Origin of the sequence: Paracoccus sp. C2R09, from assembly GCF_018860625.1 — a bacterium.
Lineage (GTDB): Bacteria > Pseudomonadota > Alphaproteobacteria > Rhodobacterales > Rhodobacteraceae > Paracoccus.
In genome coordinates this window covers 1-11912 of sequence record NZ_JAHKQB010000014.1, presented here as the reverse complement: position 1 = coordinate 11912, position 11912 = coordinate 1, and the positions used below count along the sequence as shown (strand labels likewise).

General features: G+C 65.7%; 12 protein-coding genes, 1 tRNA gene and 1 pseudogene. 7 read left to right on the top strand and 7 right to left on the bottom strand.

Annotated elements, in window-relative coordinates:
• The first annotated feature begins 59 nt into the window (after positions 1–59).
• From fliF to fliP, 4 genes are read left to right on the top strand one after another with little or no spacing between them, the layout of a single operon-like run.
• Positions 60–1616, top strand: coding sequence for a flagellar basal-body MS-ring/collar protein FliF (gene fliF, locus KO490_RS04065; RefSeq protein WP_216018128.1), 1557 nt, complete (start codon positions 60–62; stop codon positions 1614–1616).
• The gene (locus tag KO490_RS04060) at positions 1613–2179 is read left to right on the top strand and encodes a hypothetical protein (RefSeq protein ID WP_216018127.1); all 567 of its coding nucleotides are present in this window, start codon (positions 1613–1615) and stop codon (positions 2177–2179) included. Before fliF ends, KO490_RS04060 begins: the two co-directional genes overlap by 4 nt.
• On the top strand, positions 2167–2421 hold the full coding sequence (locus KO490_RS04055) for a FliM/FliN family flagellar motor switch protein (protein WP_216018126.1): 255 nt from the start codon (positions 2167–2169) through the stop codon (positions 2419–2421). The genes KO490_RS04060 and KO490_RS04055 overlap by 13 nt, the downstream gene beginning before the upstream one ends.
• 44 nt (positions 2422–2465) lie before the next feature.
• On the top strand, positions 2466–3125 hold the full coding sequence (gene fliP / locus KO490_RS04050) for a flagellar type III secretion system pore protein FliP (protein ID WP_216018432.1): 660 nt from the start codon (positions 2466–2468) through the stop codon (positions 3123–3125).
• 11 nt (positions 3126–3136) lie between these two features.
• Here the strand turns inward: fliP and dxs are convergent, their stop codons facing one another.
• From dxs to dapF, 5 genes are all read right to left on the bottom strand, one after another.
• Positions 3137–5053: a 1-deoxy-D-xylulose-5-phosphate synthase gene (gene dxs / locus KO490_RS04045; RefSeq protein ID WP_216018125.1), complete on the bottom strand. Its 1917-nt coding sequence runs from the start codon at positions 5051–5053 to the stop codon at positions 3137–3139.
• 30 nt (positions 5054–5083) lie between these two features.
• Complete coding sequence (locus tag KO490_RS04040; RefSeq protein WP_216018124.1) at positions 5084–5947, bottom strand: farnesyl diphosphate synthase; 864 nt, start codon at positions 5945–5947, stop codon at positions 5084–5086.
• The gene (locus tag KO490_RS04035) at positions 5947–6183 is read right to left on the bottom strand and encodes an exodeoxyribonuclease VII small subunit (RefSeq protein ID WP_216018123.1); all 237 of its coding nucleotides are present in this window, start codon (positions 6181–6183) and stop codon (positions 5947–5949) included. Before KO490_RS04035 ends, KO490_RS04040 begins: the two co-directional genes overlap by 1 nt.
• A 68-nt stretch (positions 6184–6251) precedes the next feature.
• Positions 6252–7505, bottom strand: a complete 1254-nt coding sequence (gene mtaB / locus KO490_RS04030; protein ID WP_216018122.1) for a tRNA (N(6)-L-threonylcarbamoyladenosine(37)-C(2))-methylthiotransferase MtaB — start codon at positions 7503–7505, stop codon at positions 6252–6254.
• Positions 7502–8332: a diaminopimelate epimerase gene (gene dapF, locus KO490_RS04025; RefSeq protein WP_216018121.1), complete on the bottom strand. Its 831-nt coding sequence runs from the start codon at positions 8330–8332 to the stop codon at positions 7502–7504. Before dapF ends, mtaB begins: the two co-directional genes overlap by 4 nt.
• 97 nt (positions 8333–8429) lie before the next feature.
• Between dapF and KO490_RS04020 the strand changes: the two genes are divergently transcribed.
• A tRNA-Lys gene (locus KO490_RS04020) sits at positions 8430–8505 on the top strand.
• A 153-nt stretch (positions 8506–8658) separates the two neighbouring features.
• On the top strand, positions 8659–9267 hold the full coding sequence (locus KO490_RS04015) for a hypothetical protein (RefSeq protein WP_216018120.1): 609 nt from the start codon (positions 8659–8661) through the stop codon (positions 9265–9267).
• 6 nt (positions 9268–9273) lie between these two features.
• On the opposite strand, the gene KO490_RS04010 is transcribed toward KO490_RS04015, so the two are convergent.
• Positions 9274–9675 (bottom strand): endonuclease/exonuclease/phosphatase family protein, encoded by a 402-nt coding sequence (locus KO490_RS04010; protein WP_216018119.1) that lies wholly within the window; start codon positions 9673–9675, stop codon positions 9274–9276.
• A gap of 3 nt (positions 9676–9678) precedes the next feature.
• Positions 9679–10179 carry a hypothetical protein gene (locus KO490_RS04005; protein WP_216018118.1) on the bottom strand — a complete coding sequence of 167 codons (501 nt, stop codon included), beginning with the start codon at positions 10177–10179 and terminating at the stop codon, positions 9679–9681.
• 400 nt (positions 10180–10579) lie between these two features.
• Here KO490_RS04005 and KO490_RS04000 point away from each other — a divergent pair.
• A pseudogene (locus tag KO490_RS04000) lies at positions 10580–11882 on the top strand (IS3 family transposase).
• The last annotated feature ends 30 nt before the right edge of the window (positions 11883–11912 follow it).

The following is an 11912-nucleotide window of genomic DNA, read 5'->3' as shown; positions in this document are numbered from 1 at the left end:
TTAACGACGCCCATGTCATCAAGTCCCCATGACGACGCGCTGATTCGAAAGGAAAGGTTTTGCAAAAACTGCAGGACTACTGGAACGAGCGAAGCTCTGCGCAGCGGCTGGTCCTTGGGGCGGCCTTTGCGGCGACATTTCTTCTGGTGGCCGGGTTCGCCTGGCTGGCCAACCGCCCCTCGATGGCGCTGATCTATGGCGGGCTGGACCCGGCCCGCGCGGGCGAGGTGATCGCCGGGATCGAACGTGCAGGCGTTCCCTACGAGGTGCGCGGCGATTCGATCTGGGTCGAGGAAGGCGCCCGCGACAGGCTGCGGATGGACCTGGCTTCCGAAGGGCTGCCCGCGGCATCCAGCACCGGCTACGAGATCCTGGACGGCATGTCGGGCTTCGGCACGACATCGCAGATGTTCGACGCCGCCTATTGGCGCGCGAAGGAGGGTGAGCTGGCCCGCACCATCCTGGCCCTGCCGAACGTGGAAACGGCCCGCGTGCACCTGGCGGTCGATACCGGGCGCGGTTACCGCCGCGACCAGGATTCAAGCGCCTCGGTCACGTTGACGACCACAGGATCGACCGTCAGCCGCGAACAAGCGGCGGCATTGCAGTATCTCGTATCCTCGGGGGTTCCGGGCATGCAGGCGGAACGCGTCACCGTCATCGACAGCAAGCGCGGCATCGTCGCGGCATCCGAGGAACGCAGCGGCGCCGACCGCGCGGACGAGATGAAGCGCAATGTCGAACGCATCCTCGAACCGCATGTCGGCATCGGCAATGCCATCGTGGAGCTGAACCTGGACCTGGTCACCGAAACCGAGTTGATGACCGAACAGCGCTTCGACCCCGAGGGACGTGCGCTGATCTCGACCGTCACCGAGGAAACGACGGATCAGAGCAATTCGTCCGGCCCCGGACCGGTCACCGCGGCCTCGAACCTGCCCGACACCGAGGATCAGCCCGGCGACACCAGCACCAGCCAGCGATCCGAGAATCGCCAGCAGTCGAATTACGAGGTCAGCCGCGTCACGCGCGAGGTGACGCGCCAACCCGGATCGGTCCGGCGCATGACGGTCGCGGTGCTGGTGAACGGGGCCACGCAGCCCGACGGCACCTCGGCCCCCCGCCCCGATTCCGAACTGGAGGCGCTGCGCGAGCTGGTCGCATCCGCGGTCGGTTTCGACGAGGGCCGCGGCGATGTCATCACCGTCCGTTCCCTGCCCTTCGCGGCCTTCGGCGAGGGCGCGACCGCAGCCCGGCCGGGCCTGATGGAACGTCTGGCCCTGAACGATCTGGCGCGGATCGCGCTGATCGGGATCTTCGCGCTGCTGGCGATCTGGGCGTTGTTGCGCCCCGCGCTGCGCAACCGTCAGCAACCCGCCCTGCCGATGCTGGACGAAAGCCGCCCCCCCGAACCGCAGCCTGCGCTGACCGGCACGATCGAACCCGAGGAACCGGCAGTAACCCCGGCCCCGTCACCGGCACCCGCCGAACCGCAGCAGCTGTCCCTGCCACCCGCCGATCCGGTCGCACGGTTGAAGAACCTCATGCGGGAACGCCATGACGAAAGCGTCAAGATCCTCTCGGGCTGGATCGACAACAAGGAGACCGCGAAATGAGCGTGGCGGTCTTCAGGCTCGAATCCTTCGGCGCGACCGCCGCGCCCGAACCCGTCTTCACCCGCGCCGATCTGGAAGCGGCCCGCGCCGAAGGTCGCCAGGCGGCCCTTGCCGAGGCGCAGGCCGCCCAGCACCGGGACCTGACGCGTGCCCTGACCGAACTGTCCGCCTTCATTGCCGATGACGAATCTCGGCGCCGCGCCCTGCGCGACGAGGCGGTCGAGGCATTGGCCCCGGTCCTGCGCCAGATCGTCATGGTCATGGCGCCTTTGTCCGCGTCGGCCCGCATGGAAACGGCGCTGATGGCCGAGCTGAACCGCATTTCGGGCGAGGCCCCTCCCCTCTCGGCGCACATCACCTGCAGTCGCGACCTCAGGGCCATGCTGGACCGCTGCCTTGCAGGGACGGGCCTGGCCGACATCACTGTCACCGAATGCGACGACGGCCGCCTCGACCTGATCCTGCAGGGCGGGCGGATCGGGTTCGACCCGGAACGGGTGACCCGCGATCTCCTAGAAATCCTCGAAGACATCCAGAAGGACGACACGACATGGACGCATTGAAGCATCTCATCGATACCGACAACATCCAGGTCGAGGTCACGATCCGGCTGGGTCGCACCCGCCAGACCGTGGCACAGCTGTCGTCGCTGCGCGCCGATGACGTACTGGTCCTGGATCAGCCGATCGAGGACGGCGTTGAGATCTGCGTGGGCGACAAGATCATCGCACGGGGCGAACTGACCAGCGACGGATCCGAGGAACGGCTGTGCGTGCGGGTGCTGGGTTCGGTGGGCGGCGCGTGAAGGCGATTGCCCTTGCCGCCGGCCTGATCCTGCCCGCCACGGCCATGGCACAGGATTTCGGCGATCTGGGCCAGGCCATCGGCGCGGGCGTCGGGCAGAACGCGGTCCTGCTGGCGGCGGGGCTGACCGCCCTGTCGCTGGCACCCGGCATCGCGATCATGGTGACGGCGTTCCCCTTCATCGTGACCGTGCTGTCGATCCTGCGTCAGGCAATCGGCCTGCAGCAATCCCCGCCCAACATGCTGATTGTCAGCCTTGCGCTGTTCCTGACCTGGTTCATCATGGACCCGGTCTTCCGCGAGGCATGGCAGCTGGCCGCCGTTCCGCTGCAGGAAGGGCGCATCGGCATCACCGAGGCCCTGATCCGGGGGATCGAGCCGTTCCGCGTCTTCATGTCCGCCCGCACCGATCCCGACATGCTGGCAGCCATGGCCGATGTGGCCCCCGGCGTGGGGGATCCCGACCGCCTGTCGGTGCTGATCCCGTCCTTCATGCTGTCCGAGATCCAGCGCGCCTTCGAGATCGGTTTCCTGATCGCGCTGCCCTTCCTGATCATCGATCTGGTGGTATCGGCCGTGCTGATGTCGATGGGCATGATGATGGTCCCGCCGGTGGTGGTATCCCTGCCCTTCAAGCTGGCCTTCTTCGTCGTCGTGGACGGCTGGGGGATGATCGCGAACGCACTGGTGCGCAGCTATGGCTGAGGCCGCGCCGTTCAGGCGCGGCGCGCGTCCAGCTTCTCGACACCCATGACCGACAGGACCTTCGCTTCGATATGCGCGGCATTCAGCGCCGAGGTGTCGTACATCGCGAAGGGCGCGTCGTGATCGACGAAGCTGTCGGGCAGCACCATCGACCGGAACCGCAATCCGCTGTCGAAGACGCCCTCTTCGGCCAGAAGCTGGGCCACATGGCTGCCAAAGCCACCGACCGCGCCTTCCTCGATGGTGATCAGCGCGTCATGGTCGCGGGCCAGCTGCAGGATCAGGTCGCGATCCAGCGGCTTGGCAAAGCGTGCATCGGCGATGGTCGGCGTGATGCCGCGCGCCATCAGCCCCTCGCGGGCGGACATGACCTCGGACAGGCGGGTCCCGAAGGACAGGATCGCGACGCCCGCGCCCTCGACGATCATGCGGCCCTTGCCGATGGGCAGGATCTCTCCGCGTTCGGGCATCTCGACCCCGGTGCCTTCGCCGCGCGGAAAGCGGAAGGCGATGGGCCCGCTGTCATGGGCCGCGGCGGTGGCGACCATGTGCTTCAGCTCGGCCTCGTCCGCGGCGGCCATCACCACGAAGCCCGGAAGGTTCGCCAAGAAGGCGGTATCATAGGCGCCCGCATGGGTCGGACCGTCCTGCCCGACCAACCCCGCACGGTCGATGGCGAAGCGCACGGGCAACCCCTGGATCGCCACGTCATGCACGATCTGATCGTAGCCGCGCTGCAGGAATGTCGAATAGATCGCGCAGAAGGGCTTCATCCCCCCCGCCGCCAGCCCGGCCGAGAAGGTCACCGCGTGCTGTTCGGCGATCCCCACATCAAAGGTCCGGCGGGGGAAGCGTTCGGCGAACCGCTTGAGCCCCGTGCCGTCGGGCATCGCGGCGGTGACGCCGACGATCCGCTCGTCCCGGCCCGCCTCGTCGATCAGCGCCTTGGCGAAGACCGAGGTATAGCTGGGTGCGTTCGATTTCGCCTTGCGCTGTTCGCCCGTGACCATGTCGAACTTGGACGTGGCATGACCGCGATCCGCCGCATTCTCGGCCGGGGCATAGCCCTTGCCCTTCTTGGTCACGACGTGGATCAGGACCGGACCCGTGGCGCGGTCGTGGATCGTGCGCATCAGGGGCAGCAGCTGTTCCATGTCGTGACCGTCCACCGGCCCGATATAGGAAAAGCCCAGCTCCTCGAACATGGTGCCGCCGATCGTCATGCCCTTGAGCATCTCCTTGGCCCGGCGCGCGCCCTCCTGGAAGGCATCGGGCAGGCGACCGACCGCCCCCTTGGCCACGGCCTTCAGTTCCTGGAACGGCCCGCCGGTATAGAGGCGCGTCAGATAGGACGAGAGCGCACCCACCGGCGGGGCGATCGACATCTCGTTGTCGTTCAGGATCACGAACAGCCGCTTGCCCAGATGGCCCGCATTGTTCAGCGCCTCGAAGGCCATGCCCGCGCTCATGGCGCCGTCGCCGATGACGGCCACCGCGTCGCCCGGATCGCCGCCCAGCTCGCGCGCCATCGCAAAGCCCAGCGCCGCCGAGATCGAGGTCGAGGAATGCCCCGCCCCGAACGGGTCGTAGGGGCTTTCCTGCCGCTTGGTGAAGCCCGACAGCCCACCACCCATGCGCAGGGTCCGGATGCGGTCGCGCCGCCCCGTCAGGATCTTGTGGGGATAGCACTGATGCCCGACATCCCAGATGATCTTGTCGCGCGGCGTGTCGAAGACCGCATGCAGCGCGACGGTCAGCTCGACCACGCCCAGGCCCGCGCCCAGATGGCCGCCGGTCTGGCTGACCGCGGCGATGGTCTCGGACCGCAGTTCGTCGGCCAGCTGCCGCAATTCGGCATCGCTGAGCGATTTGAGGTCGGACGGCAGCGAAACGCGGTCCAGGATCGGCGTCTTGGGTGTATCGGTCATTGGCTGGCCCTCCTCCGGGGCGGGCGGCATTCAGGTGTCGCGCTCGATAACAAAACGCGCAAGTTCACGCAAGTTTCCGGCCTTGCTGCCGTAGTCCGCCAGGGCGTCCTGCCCTGCCAGCGAAAGACGCCGCGCCTCGGCCCTGGCGCCGTCCAGTCCCAGCAGCGACACGAAGGTCGCCTTGTTGGCATCGGCATCCTTGCCCACGCGCTTGCCGGTGGTGGCCTCGTCGCCCTCGACATCGAGGATGTCGTCCGCGATCTGGAAGGCCAGACCCACGGCCTGCGCATATTCGTCCAGCGCGCCCGGGTCGGCATCCGCCATCAGCGGACCCGCGGTCGCCGCGAAGCGGATCAGCGCGCCCGTCTTGCCGCCCTGCAGGCGGATGATCGCATCCAGATCCAGCGGCACGCCCGAGGTCTCGGCCGCGATGTCCAGCGCCTGCCCCCAGACCATGCCCGCCGCCCCGGATGCCTGCGCCAGCGAGGCCACGAGGCGGATGCGCGCCCCATCGCCGCCCACGCGCGGATCGGCCAGCAGCTGGAAGGCCAGCGTCTGCAGCGCATCCCCCGCCAGGATCGCGGTCGCATCGTCCCATTTCACATGCACCGTCGGCTGGCCGCGACGCAGATCGTCGTCATCCATCGCGGGCAGATCGTCATGGACCAGGCTGTAGGCATGCAGCGCCTCGACGGCGGCGGCGACCGGCAGGGATGCCGCATCGTCCAGCCCGTGCAGCCGCGCCGATTCCATCACCAGGAAGGCGCGCAGGCGCTTGCCCCCGCGCAGGGCATAGCGCATCGCATCCGACAGATCGCCTTCGGGCAGCGTGTCGACGGCGGACATCAGCTCCGCCTCGACCAGGGGCCGGATCTCGGCCAGGCGGGACTGCATCACAGGCCCTCGGCGGGCTCGGTTCCGGTCGGTTGGCCGTTGGCGGCCAGCGTGATCTTCTCGACCCGCTCCTCGGCCTCGCGCAGGCGGGCCTCGCAATGGGCACGCAGCGCCGCCCCGCGTTCATAGAGCGCGATGGATTCCTCGAGCGTCGCCTCGCCGGTTTCCAGCTTGCCGACGGTCGCCTCCAGCTCGCGCATGGCATCCTCGAACGAGAGGGTCTGGATATCGCTCATGGGGCCTCCTGCTGCCTGTTCGGGTCAGCATAAACGGCATCGCGAACGGACGCCACCGGATGCGACGATCAGACCGTCAGTCGCGCGCCGTCATGGCCCGCGATCTTCAGGTCCATGATCGTGCCCTCGGGCTGATCGGCATCGAAGGTCACTTCGGTGAACTGCTCGGTGCGCCCAAGACGCGGACCTTCGGTCAGCACGCGATGCGTCCGCCCGATCTGGGCGTCCAGATGGCGGCGCAGCGCGGCCTCGCCCGCTTCCCGCAGCCGTGCCGCCCGGTCGCGGATCGCGGGACCCTTCACGGCGGGCATGCGCGCGGCGGGCGTGCCCTTGCGCGCGGAATAGGGGAACACGTGCAGGAAGGTCAGGTCGCATTCCTCGACCAGCTTCAGGCTGTTTTCGAACATCTCCTCGGTCTCGGTCGGGAAGCCGGCGATGATGTCGGCCCCGAAGACGATGTCGGGACGCAGGCGGCGGGCCTCGTTGCAGAAGGCGATGGCGTCTTCGCGCAGGTGCCGCCGCTTCATGCGCTTCAGCACCATGTCGTCGCCCGCCTGCAACGACAGGTGCAAATGCGGCATCAGCCGCGGTTCGGTCGCGATGGCCAGCATCAGGTTCTCGTCGGCCTCGATCGAATCGATGCTGCTGATGCGCAGGCGCGGCAGGTCGGGCACCAGCCGCAGGATGCGCATGACCAGATCGCCCAGGCGGGGCGTTCCGGGCAGATCCGCGCCCCAGCTGGTCAGGTCCACGCCGGTCAGCACCACCTCGTTGAAGCCGCGCCCCACAAGGCGCTTGATCTGTTCGATCACGACGCCCGCCGGCACACTGCGCGAATTGCCGCGGCCATAGGGGATGATGCAGAAGGTGCAGCGGTGATCGCAGCCGTTCTGGACCTGCACATAGGCGCGGTGACGACCGAAGCCGTCGATCAGGTGGCCCGCCGTCTCCTTGACCGACATGATGTCGTCGACGCGGACCTTCTCGGTCTCGCCGATCAGGTCGGGGGCGCGCAGCCCGGTCCAGGTCTCGGGCTGCATCTTCTCGTGATTGCCGATGACGCGCGTGACCTCGGGCATGGCGGCGAAGGTCTCGGGTTCGGTCTGGGCCGCACAGCCGGTGACGATGACAGGCGCGCCGGGATTCTCGCGTGATAGGCGACGGATCTCCTGGCGGGCCTTGCGGACGGCCTCGGCGGTGACGGCGCAGGTATTGACGACCACGGCGCCCGACAGGCCCGCAGCATCGGCCATTTCGCGCATGGCCTCGGTCTCGTATGCGTTCAGCCGGCAGCCGAGGGTCGAGAAGACGGGTGCGCTCATTCCGACCACCAGCTTTCGGTAAAGGTTCCGGAGAAGACATGCGCGGTGGGGCCTTCCATCCAGACCCCGTCCTCGCGCCAGTCGATATGCAGGACGCCGCCCGGCACGTTCACCTTGACGCGCCGAGCCGTCAGGCCGCGCCGTGCGGCCGCCACCGCCGCCGCGCAGGAACAGGACCCCGAGGCCAGCGTCGGCCCCGTCCCGCGCTCCCAGATGCGCAGGGTGATCTCGTCGCGGGACAGGACCTGCACCACCTCGACATTGGTGCGCTCGGGATAGAGCGGGTGGTGTTCCATCCGCGGGCCGAATTCGGCCAGATCGACCGAGGCCGCGTCATCCACGAAGAAGGTGACATGCGGATTGCCCATGCCGGTCGCCACGGGATCGCCCTTGATCGGCAGGTGATCGATATCCGCGTCGTGCGCCAGCGGGATCGCACGCCAGTCCAGCACCGGGTGCCCCATGTTGACGCGCGTGAGACCGCCCCCCGCATCCTCGGCCAACAGGACCGCATGATCGGTGCGCAGGCGCAGGCTGTCGCGCCCGCCCTCATCCAGCAGATGGCGCGCGATGCAGCGCGTGGCGTTCCCGCAGGCCCCGCTGCGCGAACCATCCGCGTTCCAGAAGACCAGCCGCGCGTCCGAGCGGTCATCGTCCTGGATCGTGGCAAGCTGATCGAAGCCGACCCCCATATGGCGGTCGGCAATGCGCGCGACATGGCGGGGTTCCAAGGCCACGGCCTTGCCCCTCAGGTCGATCACCACGAAATCATTGCCCAGCCCGTGCATCTTCATGAAGGGCAGAGGGGCGCTCTTATCTGCTGTCATGAGGCGGCATATAGGCCCGAATGAAAGAATTTGCCAGATCTGTCATTTTTCCTGTTGACCCCACCGGCCACCGACCGTAGATAGCCCCCCGTGCGATGGGCCCATAGCTCAGTTGGTAGAGCAACTGACTTTTAATCAGTGGGTCACAGGTTCGAATCCTGTTGGGCTCACCACTGAACTTCCTCTGGAAATTCAACGCGACACGGCACCCCTTCGGGGGTGCCGCGTGCCGCATTCCGGCAGCTGCCGGGCAACCTTCATCAATCCGGGAAACCCCACCCCCAGGCAGGCGTTCGCCATGGACATCCGCAATCAGGGGGCGCGCCATGCCGGAATGGATCACCGAGAATATCGACCTCATCCAGGCCGGGGCCGCGCTTCTCAGCGCGCTCGTCTGGATCTTCTATCTGCAGGTCATCGTGTCGGGCCTTCGCCGCCAGCGGCGCAGCGAGATCCTGATCACGCTTGCGGGCCGAATGGACCTGTCGGCCAGCATGATGATCAGCAATCTGGGATTCGAACCGATCTATGTCCTGGACATCCTCGTGCGCAGCCTGTCCGAGGAGGACGAAGCCGTCGTGTCGGTCGTGGACCGCATCGATCCCGACCGCGACGAATCGTCGGAAAAGCTGACCACGCTGCAATCGCCGCTGAAGACGGGCGAACATGTCGAGGCCGGACGACTGGACGAGATGCTGCGCCGGGCATCCTGGTGGGCCGACCTGAACAGCCACCCCGACAAGCTGCACCGGATCGAGGTGACAGTCGCCGCGGTCACCGCCGCCACCAGCAGCATCGTCGCAGCGCGGCGCATCTTTCATGTCAGCTGCGAGGACGGCAATATCCGCATTCGGCCCGATGGGATCTATGCCGAACAGATCAGGGACCGCCGCGGTCGTCGCCGGATCGAGAAGCAGCTGAACGACATGATCTGAGCCGCCTCAGCGATAGGTCAGATCCGCCACCAGCGGGTAATGATCCGATGGCCAGATCCCGTCCGGGGCCTGTCGCACCAGCACGGGACGATCCGCGTAATCGAGCCCGCCCGCGATCAGCACATGATCGATCGCCGGAAAGAGGTTGAGCCCGTGATTGAGGTGATAGCTGGCCCCCTTGGCCGGCAGAAGCCGCAGGCCGGCCTCCTGCAGCTTGCGCGCGGTTCTGCTGCCCCGGATCGCATTGAGGTCGCCGACGACCGCCAGGCGTTCGCCTGATGCGATCCAGGGCGCGATACGTTCCGCCACAAGATCGGCCGAACGCAGTCGATTCTCGCCGCTGGAATAGTCGAAATGGACGTTCAGCACGCGCAGCAGGGTATCATCGCGCAGATCGCGCAGTTGCACCCATCACGCAAAGGCCGGGAACGACCCGTCAAAGCTGCACGAATAGATCGTATCGGGGGTTTCGGAAAAGAAGAACCACCCCTGGTCGACCTCTTCGAACCTGTCGCTGCGGAAGAAGACCGGCTGGGTCGTGGGAAAGTCCTGCCAATCGCCCGTCGCCCCCGCCGAATACCCTGGAAACTGCCCGCGCAGGAAATCGTATGTCAGGTTGGTCGAGCCGTCCCCGCGGCGAAAGCTCTCCATCTCTTGGAAGGCCAGGATATCGGCATCGACATTCCGCAGAACCTCGGCCATCGCGCCCTTGCGCCGGTCCCACCCCTCGACCGTCCAGGGGCCGTCCTGCCGATCCAGCATGATGTAGTGGGTGTTTAGACTGGCGATGCGGATCCCATCATCGGGCGGCGCCGTCACATCCCCCCCGCGCGAATGCCACCCGCAAGAGGCAAGGGCGATCAGAAGGATGACGGCGATCAAGGTCGCGATATGACGTATGACGCTCCGCATGCGGCTCCGATCGTTTCTCCGGTGGGGCCCTGCCCCCAAGCCGAGTTCAACCGTTGTTGTCCCTAGAAGCCAATGGGGTATTTTCCTAGGGCTCATACGGCAATTTGAGCGACTCCCCGATCCTCGGACAGTTTTCTTGCTGATCTAAGCGAGTGCATGCGCCTGCTGATCGGTTCGATGGTGCTGAAGCAAATGACGGCATGCGGCTGCCCGCCATGGGCGGAGCGAGGTCTCCGATGGTTATAGAAGGCAATCCATTATTCGATGGCGATCTTGGCCCGCGATCCGGTTTTCCGACCGTACAGGTAGACGCATTCATACTTGAAGGCCCGCAAGAGGCGTGAACAGCCCGATGTTTCGGGGATGCCTCCTTTGCAAATTCTAAGGCAAGGAGGCTCTGATGTGCACAGGCAATCTCACTGACAAGTTCAAGCGCGTCACGGTCGCTCGGATCATCGGGCGAGGTTACGCGGTCAGCGAGGTCTCGGAACCGCTCGGGGTAGGCAAGCACTCGCTCTATGCGGGGAACCGCAACTTCGTGAAGGCAGCCTTGGGCGAGATGGAGAAAGACGCTGAGATCCGGCGGCTGAAGCGCGAGCTGGTCAGGGTGTCGGAGGAGCGTGGCATCCCGAAAAGGCGAGTCCTGTCCACCATTAGTCCGTGGACAGTGGCGAGCGCGTATTTCGCTCGGGATGCAAAGTGAGTGGAGCCAGCGAGGCGCCACTGGTTCGAGCCCGCTGGCGACGGCGTTCGTGGCCGAGCATCGGGGACAGTTTTCTGTTCGCGCGATGTGCCGCTGCCTGCGCGTCCAGCCGAGCGGGTTTCATGCGTGGCTGACGGCACCGCTGAGTGCACAGGTGCATCAAAATCAGCGACATACTAAACTGTTGCCCAAGACTTGGACCCGAGCGGTGAAGTTCATGGCCATTGCAAGCTTCATGATTTTTACGATGCCCTGATCGATCAGGGCGAAAGCATCTGCCCGAACCGCGCGTCCAGACTGGCGCGGCTTGCAGGAATCGGGGCACGGATCAGCAATAAAACGCCGCCCCGATAGCTATGGTAGCCAACCGTCGGTCGTGGTCGACATCGAGCCGGTGAACGCCACCGGCTCAAGAGAACCGGCAAGGGCTCGACAGGCAGTTCGATATCGAAGCCCCAGACAAAGTCCGGGTACCAGACATCACCTACATCCGGGCAAAGGAGGGGTTTGCCCACCTCGCAATAGTCATTGACCTGTATTTCCGGCGTGTGGTCGGCTGATTGATGCAAAGCCCTCAGACGACAGATGTCGTCTTGCAGGCTCTGCTCACGGCCGTCTGGCGGCGCAAGCCAAAGAAAAGGCGTTAATCCATTCGTATCAGGGCAGCTAGTTCACCGGCATGGACTGGCCTGCGTTTTTGCGCGCCTATGATTTCGAGCATTCGATGAGCCGCCGTGGTAACTGTCGTGACAATGCAGTTGCCGAAAGCTTTTTCACTCCACTCAAGCGCGAACGGATCAGCCGCAGAATCTGCCGGACCCGCGAAGAAGCAAGGCAGGACGCGTTCGTTTATGTCGAGGTATTCGAAATTCCGAAGCGCAAGCATACGAGGAACGGTATGCTATCGCCCGCCGATTTTCCGCGCCCGCGTTCCCTGAACGTTGCCCAGTATACGGACACGCAAAAGCCTCCCGCGAGGGAGGCTTACAACGCACTGTAATATCGCGACATTTTGGTTGCGGGGGCAGGA

Bases quoted from the DNA above. Each gene is read 5' to 3' on its own strand.
- KO490_RS04060 (WP_216018127.1), top strand. From the start codon at position 1,613: ATGAGCGTGGCGGTCTTCAGGCTCGAATCCTTCGGCGCGACCGCCGCG.
- KO490_RS04055 (WP_216018126.1), top strand. From the start codon at position 2,167: ATGGACGCATTGAAGCATCTCATCGATACCGACAACATCCAGGTCGAG.
- fliP (WP_216018432.1), top strand. From the start codon at position 2,466: ATGGCACAGGATTTCGGCGATCTGGGCCAGGCCATCGGCGCGGGCGTC.
- dxs (WP_216018125.1), bottom strand. From the start codon at position 5,053: ATGACCGATACACCCAAGACGCCGATCCTGGACCGCGTTTCGCTGCCG.
- KO490_RS04040 (WP_216018124.1), bottom strand. From the start codon at position 5,947: ATGCAGTCCCGCCTGGCCGAGATCCGGCCCCTGGTCGAGGCGGAGCTG.
- KO490_RS04035 (WP_216018123.1), bottom strand. From the start codon at position 6,183: ATGAGCGATATCCAGACCCTCTCGTTCGAGGATGCCATGCGCGAGCTG.
- mtaB (WP_216018122.1), bottom strand. From the start codon at position 7,505: ATGAGCGCACCCGTCTTCTCGACCCTCGGCTGCCGGCTGAACGCATAC.
- dapF (WP_216018121.1), bottom strand. From the start codon at position 8,332: ATGACAGCAGATAAGAGCGCCCCTCTGCCCTTCATGAAGATGCACGGG.
- KO490_RS04015 (WP_216018120.1), top strand. From the start codon at position 8,659: ATGCCGGAATGGATCACCGAGAATATCGACCTCATCCAGGCCGGGGCC.
- KO490_RS04005 (WP_216018118.1), bottom strand. From the start codon at position 10,179: ATGCGGAGCGTCATACGTCATATCGCGACCTTGATCGCCGTCATCCTT.